General features: G+C 43.2%; 8 protein-coding genes. 2 read left to right on the forward strand and 6 right to left on the reverse strand.

All coding sequences use genetic code 11. The features are described from left to right. Positions 1-6: 6 nt before the first annotated feature. Positions 7-1,995 (reverse strand): excinuclease ABC subunit UvrB, encoded by a 1,989-nt coding sequence (uvrB, locus tag O3602_RS00465; protein WP_371610921.1) that lies wholly within the window; start codon positions 1,993-1,995, stop codon positions 7-9. 133 nt (positions 1,996-2,128) lie between these two features. Further along, on the reverse strand, positions 2,129-3,085 hold the full coding sequence (locus O3602_RS00470) for a CPBP family intramembrane glutamic endopeptidase (RefSeq protein ID WP_003011408.1): 957 nt from the start codon (positions 3,083-3,085) through the stop codon (positions 2,129-2,131). A 262-nt stretch (positions 3,086-3,347) separates the two neighbouring features. Here O3602_RS00470 and O3602_RS00475 point away from each other — a divergent pair, with 262 nt between their 5' ends. Together O3602_RS00475 and O3602_RS00480 are read left to right on the forward strand one after the other, a co-directional pair. Then, on the forward strand, positions 3,348-5,531 hold the full coding sequence (locus tag O3602_RS00475; RefSeq protein WP_371610922.1) for an amino acid ABC transporter substrate-binding protein/permease: 2,184 nt from the start codon (positions 3,348-3,350) through the stop codon (positions 5,529-5,531). Further along, entirely contained in the window at positions 5,531-6,271 is a 741-nt protein-coding gene (locus tag O3602_RS00480; protein WP_003007564.1) for an amino acid ABC transporter ATP-binding protein, read from the forward strand. Before O3602_RS00475 ends, O3602_RS00480 begins: the two co-directional genes overlap by 1 nt. Before the next feature lie 339 nt (positions 6,272-6,610). Here the strand turns inward: O3602_RS00480 and O3602_RS00485 are convergent, their stop codons facing one another. The 4 genes from O3602_RS00485 to asnS all read right to left on the reverse strand — a co-directional run bounded on the left by O3602_RS00485 (position 6,611) and on the right by asnS (position 12,855). Then, positions 6,611-8,353: an ABC transporter ATP-binding protein gene (locus O3602_RS00485; protein WP_371610923.1), complete on the reverse strand. Its 1,743-nt coding sequence runs from the start codon at positions 8,351-8,353 to the stop codon at positions 6,611-6,613. Continuing rightward, positions 8,350-10,077, reverse strand: a complete 1,728-nt coding sequence (locus O3602_RS00490) for an ABC transporter ATP-binding protein (protein WP_371610924.1) — start codon at positions 10,075-10,077, stop codon at positions 8,350-8,352. Before O3602_RS00490 ends, O3602_RS00485 begins: the two co-directional genes overlap by 4 nt. Positions 10,078-10,193: 116 nt before the next feature. After that, a complete protein-coding gene (locus O3602_RS00495) occupies positions 10,194-11,393 on the reverse strand; it encodes an MFS transporter (protein WP_371610925.1) in 1,200 nt (399 codons plus the stop codon). Between the two features lie 118 nt (positions 11,394-11,511). Next, on the reverse strand, positions 11,512-12,855 hold the full coding sequence (gene asnS / locus O3602_RS00500; RefSeq protein WP_371611097.1) for an asparagine--tRNA ligase: 1,344 nt from the start codon (positions 12,853-12,855) through the stop codon (positions 11,512-11,514). Positions 12,856-12,896 lie beyond the last annotated feature (41 nt).

Raw genomic sequence — 12,896 nt, forward strand, 5'->3', positions numbered from 1 at the left:
TCCTATCTAATCCAAGGCCTTAACTTCCAACATCATATCCCGGATTTGCGCTGCCAGCTCGAAATCAAGCACTTCGACAGCTTCTTGCATTTGGCCTTGCAGTTTCTTGACCAGTTCCTTGCGCTCTTGGCGGTTGAGACTGGTGATATCCATTTCCTTGTCTTCTTCCTTGGCCACCGCCTTGGTAACAGAGATCAGGTCACGGATTTCCTTCTTAATAGTTTGTGGCACAATGCCATGCTCTTCGTTATAAGCCATCTGGATTTTCCGACGACGGGCTGTTTCATCGATGGCTTTTTGCATAGACTGGGTCATGGTGTCCGCATACATGATCACATGTCCCTCACTATTACGGGCAGCACGACCGATGGTCTGGATGAGGCCACGTTCATTTCGGAGGAAACCTTCCTTGTCAGCATCGAGAATAGCAACTAGACTGACTTCAGGTACGTCAATCCCTTCGCGAAGAAGATTAATCCCAACCAAGACATCAAAAACGCCCAAACGCAAGTCACGGATAATCTCTGTCCGCTCCAAAGTCTTAATGTCCGAGTGCATGTATTTGACCTTAACCCCCATTTCCTTGAAGTAGTCGGTCAAGTCTTCTGCCATCTTCTTGGTCAAGGTGGTTACAAAAGTCCGCTCTCCACGTTCTACACGCGCATTGATCTCACCCAAGAGATCGTCCATTTGTCCCATGGTAGGGCGCACTTCCACCTCAGGATCGAGTAGTCCTGTAGGACGAATGATCTGCTCGATGATAGTATCGGTTTGTTCCATCTCATAATCACCCGGTGTCGCAGACACATAGACAATCTGATGGACATGGCTTTCAAACTCCTCCCGACGCAGTGGCCGGTTGTCCAAGGCAGACGGTAAACGGAAACCATAGTTGACCAGCATTTCCTTACGAGAACGGTCTCCATTGTACATGCCCTTGATCTGTCCCATGGTCATGTGACTTTCATCGATCATGATGAGGAAATCTTCTGGGAAGAAGTCAAGCAGGGTGTAAGGCGGCTCTCCTTCACTCCGGCCATCCATATGACGAGAGTAGTTTTCGACTCCATTGGTGTAGCCCATCTCCCGTAGCATTTCAATATCGTACTCGGTCCGTTGTTTCAAGCGTTGAGCTTCTAGCAACTTGCCTTCTTTTTCAAAGACTTTCAACTGCTCCTCAAGTTCTGCCTGAATCTTGGCAATGGCTACTTCCATATGGTCGTCGTTGGTCACGAAGTGAGTGGCTGGGAAAATTGCTAAGTGGTCCACATCTCCTAGAACTTGGCCCGTCAGAGCTTCAATCTCACGAATCCGCTCAATCTCATCCCCGAAAAACTCCACCCGGAAGGCATGTTCATCACGCGAAGCTGGGAAAATCTCGACCACATCCCCACGAACACGGAATTTTCCCCGTTGAAAGTCGATGTCATTACGCTCAAACTGGATATCCACCAGGTCATTGAGCAGTTTATCACGAGAAATCTCCAGACCTGGACGCAGACTCACCACGCTATCGGCATATTCCTTCGGCGAACCCAAACCATAAATACAAGAGACGGAAGCTACAACGATGACATCGTTACGCTCCAACAAAGCTGATGTCGCGGAGTGACGAAGCTTATCAATCTCATCATTGACCGAGCTATCCTTTTCGATATAGGTGTCGCTCGATGGCACATAGGCTTCTGGCTGGTAGTAATCATAGTAAGATACGAAGTACTCGACGGCATTTTCAGGGAAAAATTCCTTGAACTCTCCATAGAGTTGGCCTGCTAGGGTTTTATTGTGGGCGATGACCAGGGTCGGTTTATTGACCTGGGCAATGACCTGGCTCATGGTGTAGGTTTTCCCTGTACCAGTCGCCCCCATTAAGATTTGGGCCTTTTCTCCACCCTCGATATTATCCACCAACTGCTCAATGGCCTGCGGTTGATCCCCAGACGGTTGGTATTTTGATACTAGTTTAAATTTGTTATCTGTTACTCGATTAATCATACTTTCTTCCTTTGATTATACTTCCCTTATTTTACCACAATAGACAATATTTCACTGACTTTTGGGGATAGAATCCTCACATAGAAAAAGACCAGGCTCAAGTCCCGCTCTTCATTTTTATCATCAATTCTAGTCAATCATGACACACTTGTTCATTAACAACTCTTTCTCTCCTCTCCCCTAAGCGATAGACAATCACTAGGGATACAAGAAGAACTAGGGTGGTGATGATCGATCCTTCTGCACCAAATGTCCCACCGGTCAACCAATCAGGACCAGCTCCCATGATAAAGCTAAAGATAGACGCATCTGCGCCTGTGCCACTGACTTGAAAACCAAGGAGATTTCCTTGTACATAGTTCCAAGTGCCGTGTTGGGCGACCACTAGCCAGATACTATCGGTATAGATAAAAAGCAGACCAGCTAGCACCCCATCGAGGATGATATTCAGAACGGATAAGAAGGTCACTCCTGCATTTCCCATATGCAGAATGCCAAAGAGACTACTAGAAATCGCGATCGCTAAAGGCAGATTAGTTCTTGCAGCAATCCGAGTCAGAAGCCAACCTCGCGTCGCTACTTCTTCCGTCCCCCCTTGCAGAAGCCAAAATGGAAATAATCCTAGGATAAAAAGCAAGGGCTCTAAACTGAGCTCATTTAACACAAAAGACCCGATGCCACTTACTTGGTAGACAAGCGCTATCACTCCCATTTGAACAAGTGAAATCATGATCCCCCAGACTAGATACTTGAGCCAATTTCTTTTTACAAAGCCTAAGCTTGATAAAGCATTCTTCTCTATGATCTTCACCCAAAAAATAAAGAGAAATAGTATGATTACAAAACTGAAAAGCTCATAATAGAGAAGATAATGGTAGAAAAATTCTTGAATACTTGCTGTCCCATTTCCTGGCGAAAAGAACTCCACTAGAAAACCTATAACTAAGGAAAATGGCCCCACAAGTTCACTACCAATCCAAAGGCCTCCTTCTATAAAGAGAGATGCTAATAATACATAGAATAGTGTAGAAATAAGAACTGGCCATGAGGTGTTAGTTTTTATATCCTGAATCATCTTTCCTTTCTTCATGATCAACCTCCATTTATCTGATAGGTCCATTGTAGCAAAGAAAATCTAGAGCTGCAATATCGTTTCATGTTAGAAAACCTAACATCAAAACTGGATTTTTCTTGCAAAGCAAACTATTTTCTGATATAATAGCTTTTGTAGAAAAACATAAGACCATTCATACTCGTTTTGGTATGAATGATTTGTTTTTTTAAGGCCATCCTTTGGTCAATGTGCTCATGGGTCAAATACCCAAAGAGAAAAGAATTAAAAGGAGACAGAAATGAAGAAAAAATTACTAGCATGTTTGCTTTTCTTATTTCCATTCGTTGCATTCGCTGGTCATGCTCATGCTGAGACGATCAAGGTTGTTTTCGACACAGCATATGCACCGTTTGAATTTAAGGATTCAGATCAAACCTATAAAGGAATTGACGTAGAGATCTTGGACAAGGTCGCTGAAATCAATGGCTGGGATTTGGACAAATCCTTCCCGGGATTTGATGCAGCGGTCAATGCAGTTCAAGCTGGTCAAGCGGATGCCATCATGGCAGGGATGACCAAAACAACCGAACGTGAAAAAGTCTTCACCATGTCTGATACTTACTACGATACAAAAGTTGTCATCGCGACTACGAAAGCCGATAAAATCACGAAGTACAGCCAATTAAAAGGGAAGACAATCGGTGTTAAAAACGGAACTGCAGCCCAACGCTTCCTCGATAAAAACAAGGACAAGTACGGCTACAAGATCAAGACTTTTGATACCGGTGATCTCATGTACAACAGTTTATCAGCTGGTGCAGTGGATGCAGTCATGGATGACCAACCTGTTATTCAATACGCCATCCAAAAGGGTCAGGACCTAGCTATCAATATGGACGGGGAAGCAGTCGGTGGCTTTGCCTTTGGTGTTAAAAAAGGTGGATATCATGAAAAGTTGATCACCGAATTTAACAAGGCTCTCGCTCAAATGAAAGCTGACGGGACACTTGATGAGATCATCAAGAAATGGACAGGTGAAAGCCAATCATCAAGTAACAGTGCCGTTCCAGAAACCACTACTCCTGCCGGTCAAAAAGCAACTCCTAAAAAATTAAAATATAGTATTTCAAGTGATTCTTCCTTTGCACCATTTGTCTTCCAAAATGGAAAAAACAAATACACAGGAATCGATATGGACTTGATTAAGGCGATTGCCAAAGACCAAGGATTTACCATCGAGATTGATAACCCTGGATTTGACGCAGCGGTAAGTGATGTCCAATCCGGCCATGCTCAAGGAATGATCGCAGGGATGACTGTGACAGATGCTCGGAAAGAAACATTTGATTTTTCTGAACCATACTACACAGCCAATTCTATTCTAGCCGTTCAAGAAAGTAGCAAGATTGATTCATATGATGACCTAAAAGGGAAGACAGTCGGAGTTAAAAACGGTGCTTCCTCACAAAACTTCCTTGAAGAAAACCAAAAGAAATATGGTTACAAGATCAAAACCTTCTCTGATGGGGCTTCTATGTACGACAGTTTGAATTCTGGTTCTGTTGCAGCGATTATGGATGATGAACCTGTTATCAAATACGCTATTAAACAAGGACGTAAATTCAAAACACCTATCGAAGGAACTCCAAGTGGTCAACTAGCATTTGCCGTTAAGAAGGGTGAAAATCCTGAATTGATCGAAATGTTCAATAACGGTCTTGCAAACTTGAAGAAAAGTGGCCAATACCAAAAGATCCTCGATAAATATCTTAAAGCAGATAGCAAGTCAAGTACTTCAAGTACAACAGCAGATGAAACAACGATCTGGGGCTTGCTTCAAAACAACTACAAACAATTGTTAAGTGGTTTGGGTGTTACTCTTGCCCTTGCACTTCTCTCTTTCGCCATTGCTATGGTGATCGGTGTTATCTTTGGGATGTTTAGTGTTAGCCCTTATAAATGGCTCCGCTGGACAGCTGAGATCTTTGTCGATGTTATTCGTGGGATCCCACTCATGATCCTCGCCGCCTTCATCTTCTGGGGAATTCCAAACTTGATTGAATCGGTCACAGGTCATCAATCCCCAATCAACGACTTTGTCGCAGGTACCATCGCCCTCTCTCTAAATGCTGCTGCCTATATCGCAGAAATTGTTCGAGGAGGGATTCAAGCAGTGCCTGCTGGTCAGATGGAAGCCAGCCGAAGCCTTGGGATCTCTTATGGTAAGACCATGCGCAAGATCATCTTGCCACAAGCAACCAAGCTCATGCTTCCAAACTTTGTTAACCAATTTGTCATTGCGCTAAAAGATACGACGATCGTATCTGCGATCGGATTGGTGGAACTCTTCCAGACTGGTAAGATCATCATCGCCCGAAACTACCAAAGTTTCAAGATGTATGCGATCCTTGCCGTCTTCTACCTCGTGATTATCACCTTGCTAACACGATTTGCAAAAAAATTAGAAAAGAAGGTTAACTAATGGCTAAATTAAAAATTGATGTCCATGACCTCCACAAATACTATGGTGAAAATGAGGTCTTAAAAGGAATCTCAACAAAATTCTACGAAGGGGATGTGGTCTGTATTATCGGACCGTCCGGTTCTGGTAAATCGACCTTCCTTCGTAGTCTCAATCTCCTCGAAGAAGTTACAAAAGGTCAAATTACAGTTAATGGATATGATCTAACCGATCCGAAAACCAATGTTGATTTGGTCCGTGAAAATATCGGGATGGTTTTCCAACACTTCAACCTCTTCCCTCACATGAGCGTCCTTGAAAACATTATGTTTGCACCAGTAGAGCACAAACTGATGACCCGTGAAGAGGCTCAAAAAGTCGGGATGGAATTGTTGGAAAAAGTTGGACTCGCAGATAAAGCTGATGCCAATCCAAACAGCCTTTCCGGTGGTCAAAAACAACGTGTGGCCATTGCCCGTGGACTTGCCATGAATCCAGATATTATGCTCTTTGACGAACCGACTTCTGCCCTTGACCCTGAGATGGTTGGAGATGTATTGAACGTTATGAAAGAGTTGGCAGAGCAAGGCATGACCATGATCATCGTTACCCACGAGATGGGATTTGCCCGCCAAGTAGCCAACCGCGTCATCTTCACCGCAGACGGTGAATTCCTCGAAGACGGCAAACCAGACCAAATCTTCGACAACCCCCAACACCCACGCTTGAAAGAATTCTTGGATAAGGTTCTAAACGTTTAAAAAATAGTGGTTTTTGAAGCATCTAGCAATTTTGCTAGATGTTTTTTAGACCCAAAAAAGCATTTTCAAATCTGAAAATGCTTAGATTGAAGATAAAGACATATTAAAAACTTTCCTTAGGTGAGTACGGACGTCAGCGAACTTCTGCGAAGTTCCAAGACTAATTATTGAGCCTAAAGTCTCAATAATTCCGAGTGCCTAAAACTAAATTGTTTCAGGCACTTTTCTCACAGCGGAAAGTTTTAATGTTCTCTTAATTCGTTATACAAATTGGGTAGATATTTATTTCTTTGCAGAATCACTATACTTATTTTACATTAAAAATGGTTTGTTTACATTCTAACTAATCTGTTGCTGAGCTGTCTGCATCTTGTAGTAAACACCTTGCGCTTCCATTAGCTCTTCATGAGTGCCATGCTCAACAATATCGCCATCGACCATGACAAGGATCATATCAGCATTTTGAATGGTCGACAAGCGGTGAGCGATGATGAAGCTGGTCCGTCCCTTCATGAGCTGATGAAAGGCATCTTGAATCAAGACCTCAGTCCGAGTATCGATGGAGGATGTCGCCTCATCCAAGATTAAAATCTTAGGAACTGAAAGGAAAACCCGCGCAATCGTTAAGAGTTGGCGTTGTCCTTGAGACAAAGACTCTCCAGCATCTGAAAGATAGGTATCGTACCCTTGTGGCAACTGCCGGATAAAGAAATCTGCATTGGCTGCTTTGGCTGCTTCTATGACTTCTTCTCTAGTTGCATCTGGACGAGAAAAGGCAATATTTTCATGAATCGTTCCGACCTTGAGCCAGGTTTCTTGCAGGACCATACCAAACTGTTGGCGGTAAGAAGCAAGAGTGTAGTCCGTAATTGGTACCCCATCAATCGTGATCTCTCCAGAATTAACAGGGTAGAAACGCATGAGCAAATTAATCAAGGTCGATTTTCCTGCTCCTGTAGGCCCTACAATGGCAACCTTACTGGCAGCTGGAACCTGAATGGTTAGATCTTTGATCAAAGTCCGCCCCAAATCATAGCCAAATGTGACGTGTTCAAAACCAATCGCGCCTTTAACATCCTGACTTTCCAGAACCTGATGGCCTGTCTCTTCGACCTCAGCTTGATCCAAGACGCTGTACAAGCGCTCTGCACAGGCAAGAGCACTTTGGAGTTCTGACAAGACGGAGGAGATATCATTAAAGGGCTTGGTGTATTGGTTGACATAATTGAGGAAGGTCACCAATTGACCAACAGTAAAGTGAGATCCCGAAATAATGCGTACAGCACCAAATCCAGCCACTAATGCATAAATCAAGGAATTCACAAAACGAGTGGCAGGGTTGACAGTTGAAGAATAAAAGACAGCGGATTGGGAATAATTGGCATAGCTTTCATTAGTCCCCTTAAAAGCCTTACGGAAATGATCCTGAGCGTTAAAGGACTGGATCAAACTTTCCTGAGTCAAGGACTCTTCAATCAACTGAGTTTGAAGACCACGCGCCTTGGTCTGCTTTTGGAAAAGCGTATAAGAACGCTTGGCAATAAAACGAGCAATCAAGAGGGATAAAGGGGTCAAGACCAGAACCGCCACCATCATAAAGAAATCCAATTCTGCCATCGTCACGATGGTGACAAGAATGGTTAAGAGGCCAACAAAGAACTGGTTAAAGACCATCAGAAGACCGCTATTGAGTTGCTCTACATCGGTCGTGAGACGACTGACAAAGTCCCCGCTCCCTTGTTTATCTAGATAAGACAAGGGCAATCGATGTACTTTTTCCATCACTTCTGCTCTCAGACTTTGGCTAAACCGATAGACCAATTGATTGTATAACAAGGGATTGATCCATTGGATCAAGGTATTGGCCACAATGACCAGAACCATTTGGATCAAAACAGGCCATAAGACTGTCATCCCTTGAGGATTGATGGCTAAATCAACTGCATGTCCGATCAGGATCGGTAACCAGACCGTTAAGCCAACTTGAACGATAGTTCCGATACTGGCTAGAATCAAGAGCCCGGGATGGTGAGCAAAATCTCTAAACAGACGTTTTAAATAACTAGAACGTTTTTGACTCATGCTTCCTCCCTCCCGTGTTGTGAATAATGAATTTCTTGATAAATCTCATTGGTAGACAAAAGGAAATCGTGATTTCCCAGTCCTACTTGATGTCCCTTGTTCAAGACCAAAATCTGATCAGCAGACTTAAGACTATTGGTTCGTTGAGATACTAGGATCAAACTCGTATCACTCAATTCTTCTTTAATCGATTTTAAGAGACGAGCTTCCGTCAAATAATCCAAGGCGGAGGTCGAATCATCCAAAATCAAGAAAGGAGCCTTCTTCAAAAGGGCACGCGCAATGGTCAACCGCTGACGTTGGCCTCCTGAGAAATTTCGACCAAAGGCTTCCACTGGCTCATCGAGTTGTCCTTCTTTTTCACTGACAAAATCAGCCGCCTGAGCTGTTTCTAGTGCCCACCACAAATCATCATCCGATAGATTTTCTTCCATCCCTAGTAAGAGATTAGAGCGGATAGTCCCTCTAAAGAGCTCTGCCTTCTGTGGGACAACAGCTACCCACTCCCGCCACTCCTTGAGAGTTTTAGGAGAGTGACCTTGATGATAGAGGGCTAATTTCCCCTGACTCACGGTATACAAATGACTCAATAACTGAACCAGGGTAGACTTCCCAGAACCTGTACCACCGATAATTCCCAACATCTGTCCATGATCCAGATCAAAGGAAATATCTTCTAGGGCTGGGCTTGAAGCCGTTGGATAAGTGAAAGAAACTTTCTCTGTGCTGATCGCTTCTTGCTCTCTTGCAGTTTCTTCCGGCAAAGCTTCTAAGAGGTCTTCTTCCTTCAAATCAAAAATCTCTTGCACACGCTTGGCTGAAATATAGCTGACATTTAAAGACGTGACCAGCATCGCGAGTTTGATCAATTCTGTTAAAATTTGTAATAAATAATTGACCAAAGCGACCAACATCCCTTGGGTTAGAAGGCCAGCAGAGATATTCAATTGTCCTTGCCAAATGACACAAACCAAGGTCGTATTGACCACAAGGAAGGTCAAGGGACTCACCAAACTAGACCAGATACCAGCGCGAATTTGCCAGATCTTATAGTCTTGATTGACTTCTTTAAATTCGTCCAATTCACTCACTTGCTGTCCAAAGGCCCGAATCACCCGCATCCCTTGAAATTGCTGACGCGTCACCGTAACCATTCGGTCTGTGATATTCCGAATCTTAGCAAATAGCGGATTGACAATCCGTGACATGGTAACAATAATCAAGGTTAAAATCGCCACCATCCCCAAGAACCAAAGGGTTAATTTGGGACTGATGGTGAAGGCCATGATGATAGAACCAAAGACAATGATCGGTGCCCTCAAAAAGAGGCGCAAGAATTGGTTGATCCCAACCTGGATTTGATAGGTATCCGAAGTAAGACGGGTTACCAAACTAGAAGTCCCGATCCTATCTCGTTTGTCCTTTGGAAGCGACAAGATCTTCTCATACAAATCCTTGGTCATCTCGCGGGTAAAGCCGACAGCTGCTTTAGAAGAAAAATACTGGGCCGTAATAGCTACGACGACACCAAAGCTCGCAAATAAAAACAAAACACCGACCGTCATCACCACTGTGCTCGTTTCCTTTTTCGGAATGACCTGATCGACTAAGTGGGCGATGATTAAGGGGACACACAATTCAAAAATAGCTTCTAAAAGCTTAAACACGGGCCCTAGAAAAGTTTCCCATAGATAGCCCTTAAAATACTTCAATAATGATTTCATACGACTCGATTCTTTTTTTAATGGATATACATATTTTACCACAAATTCTTAAGATGAAAAAACTCTCCCTGCAGAGCAGAGAGAGTTGAATACTGACCAGATGAAGGTCAGCAATCTTATTCCTTCTTTGTTACCTTGCTTAAGATCTTGCCCATTTTCCCCAACCCAAACATCAAGAGAGGGAAAGAGAATAGCGTTATAAGGCCTAGCACAAGAAACACTGCTACAAATCCACAGCTATCAATGAACCACCCAGTCAGTGGGAAAATGACAATCATAGATAGACTAAACATCATAGAATTGATACTCAGCATGGTTGCTCGTACACTGGAAGGCAGATAAGCCTGTAAATCATTGTAGTAGATGGGTTGATAAACGGCATAAAGAGCATTGGTCAAGAGATAGACACTCAGATATGCGAATGGAGTCTTTACACCTACCAAAAACAAGGCCAACCCTGTCAGTGAAACTAGAATCGGAAAGACTTGATTACTATTCCATTTTTTCCCGATTTGACTGGCCAAATAAACCGCTAGGAGATTGAAGCCACTACCAATTAACATGATGAGCGAAACTTGCCAACTAGCTAAGTCACTAATTTTTTGTTGATAGTAAAAATAAAACATACACATGATGGTCCCTACCAACTGATAGGTGAGCATCCAATAAAACAAAACTGGTTTTTCCTGCCATTCTTGTTTCACTACCTCCAATATCCGCTTTAAGGTCAAGTGACTTCTTTCATCACTCTTGCTCTCAGGCTCCTTCATTAGAAAAATCAAGAGAATGGAAAGCAAGGAAAGCCCAATAGCAATATAATAGGTCCAAGCCAATGCTCCGTGAATAAAGAAGCTTGCCACAACTGTACCTAAAGTTCGGGTGACTTCGGCCACCCCAGACAAGAAGCTAGAAATCTGAAGATAACGGTCTTTTTGACCTGCTTCCACAGCTGAATCAAATAAGAAAGCTGTACTGGTCCCCGAGTCAAAATTATAAGACCAAGCATTAACCATCATGGCAATGGCATAGATCCAAAAATTCCCCCGGCCAAATAAAATCAAGATAGAAGATCCAATACTGGACAAGCGAGCCAAATAGAGATTGGTCTTGTAGCTAAAGCGATCGGCTAACATCCCAGATGGGATCTCACACAAGAGACTCGTCCCATGAAAGATACTCTCTAATAGACCAATCTGAAGTAAAGAAAGACCATTCTGAAAAAAAAATAAAATCCAAAAACTGGTAATTCCAAAATAAGATGTAAATTCCAAACCTGCTAGGAGTGGAATATTGCGTTTGTAAGTTCTTTTAAACATTGTTTTCTCTCTTTCAATATGTAATATGACTGTTTCTAAAAGACTTACTTAGATTTGCCTACATTTCATCCACCTCTTTCATTTAAAGTAAAAACGCCATCTGGCGTTTTTATGGTTATTAAGGTTTGATACGATGCAACATACGTGGGAATGGAATAGCTTCACGAATGTGTTTTGTACCAGCCGCGAAGGTAACCATACGTTCAATCCCGATACCAAATCCACCGTGTGGAACTGTACCGTATTTACGAAGGTCAAGGTAGAATTCATACTCTGTACGATCCATGCCAAGAGATTCCATCTTCGCAACAAGGGCGTCGTAATCTTCCTCACGCATAGATCCACCGATGATTTCTCCGTACCCTTCTGGTGCGAGCAAGTCTGCACAAAGCACGCGGTCTGGATTACCAGGGACTGGCTTCATGTAGAAGGCCTTGATGTCTGCTGGGTAGTTGATTACGAAGGTTGGTACACCAAAGTGGTTTGAAATCCATGTTTCATGTGGTGAACCAAAGTCATCTCCATGTTCCAGATGCTCATAATCCGCATCTTCATCATTTTCATGCTCTTGCAATAGATCAATCGCTTCATCATAAGTAATCCGTTTGAATGGCTCAGCAATGTAGCGTTTCAAGAGCTCCGTATCACGGTCCAATGTTTCCAAAGCTTGAGGAGCACGGTCCAAAACACCTTGAAGAAGAGCTTTGACATAAGCTTCTTGCAAGTCAAGTGACTCATCATGTGTCAAGTAAGAGTACTCAGCGTCCATCATCCAGAACTCAGTCAAGTGACGACGAGTTTTTGATTTTTCAGCACGGAATACTGGTCCAAAGTCAAAGACGCGACCAAGGGCCATAGCACCTGCTTCCAGATAAAGCTGACCTGATTGGCTCAAGTAAGCTGGCGTTCCAAAGTAGTCTGTTTCGAAAAGTTCGGTAGAATCTTCTGCAGCATTACCTGAAAGAATGGGGCTATCAAACTTCATGAAGCCATTCTTATCAAAGAACTCATAAGTTGCATAGATAATGGCATTACGGATTTGCATGACAGCGACTTGTTTGCGTGAACGCAACCACAAGTGGCGGTTGTCCATCAAGAAGTCTGTCCCGTGTTCTTTAGGAGTGATTGGGTAATCTTGGGATTCACCAATGACTTCGATGTCCGTAATATCCAACTCGTAGCCAAATTTAGAACGCTCGTCTTCTTTGACAATCCCTGTTACAAAGACAGAGGTTTCTTGGCTCAAGCGTTTGATGGTGTCAAATTTTTCAAGCCCCACTTCTTCGCCGAATTTTTCGATAAAGTTTGGTTTAAAAGCCACACCTTGGAAAAAGGCAGTCCCGTCACGCAATTGCAAGAAAGCAATTTTTCCTTTACCTGATTTATTGGCCACCCAAGCACCGATGGTCACTTCTTGACCAACGTAGTCTTTTACTTCGATAATTGTTACACGTTTTGTCATCATTTATCTTCCTTTTCTCGTTAAACTTGTCCGAAGACATT

This window comes from Streptococcus sp. 27098_8_186, from assembly GCF_041432055.1.
GTDB classification, from domain to species: domain Bacteria; phylum Bacillota; class Bacilli; order Lactobacillales; family Streptococcaceae; genus Streptococcus; species Streptococcus dentalis.

Excerpts from the sequence above, each read along its gene's own strand:
- O3602_RS00485 (WP_371610923.1), bottom strand. The coding sequence starts at position 8,353 with ATGAGTCAAAAACGTTCTAGTTATTTAAAACGTCTGTTTAGAGATTTT.
- O3602_RS00470 (WP_003011408.1), bottom strand. The coding sequence starts at position 3,085 with ATGAAGAAAGGAAAGATGATTCAGGATATAAAAACTAACACCTCATGG.
- O3602_RS00495 (WP_371610925.1), bottom strand. The coding sequence starts at position 11,393 with ATGTTTAAAAGAACTTACAAACGCAATATTCCACTCCTAGCAGGTTTG.
- O3602_RS00475 (WP_371610922.1), top strand. The coding sequence starts at position 3,348 with ATGAAGAAAAAATTACTAGCATGTTTGCTTTTCTTATTTCCATTCGTT.
- O3602_RS00490 (WP_371610924.1), bottom strand. The coding sequence starts at position 10,077 with ATGAAATCATTATTGAAGTATTTTAAGGGCTATCTATGGGAAACTTTT.
- asnS (WP_371611097.1), bottom strand. The coding sequence starts at position 12,855 with ATGACAAAACGTGTAACAATTATCGAAGTAAAAGACTACGTTGGTCAA.
- O3602_RS00480 (WP_003007564.1), top strand. The coding sequence starts at position 5,531 with ATGGCTAAATTAAAAATTGATGTCCATGACCTCCACAAATACTATGGT.
- uvrB (WP_371610921.1), bottom strand. The coding sequence starts at position 1,995 with ATGATTAATCGAGTAACAGATAACAAATTTAAACTAGTATCAAAATAC.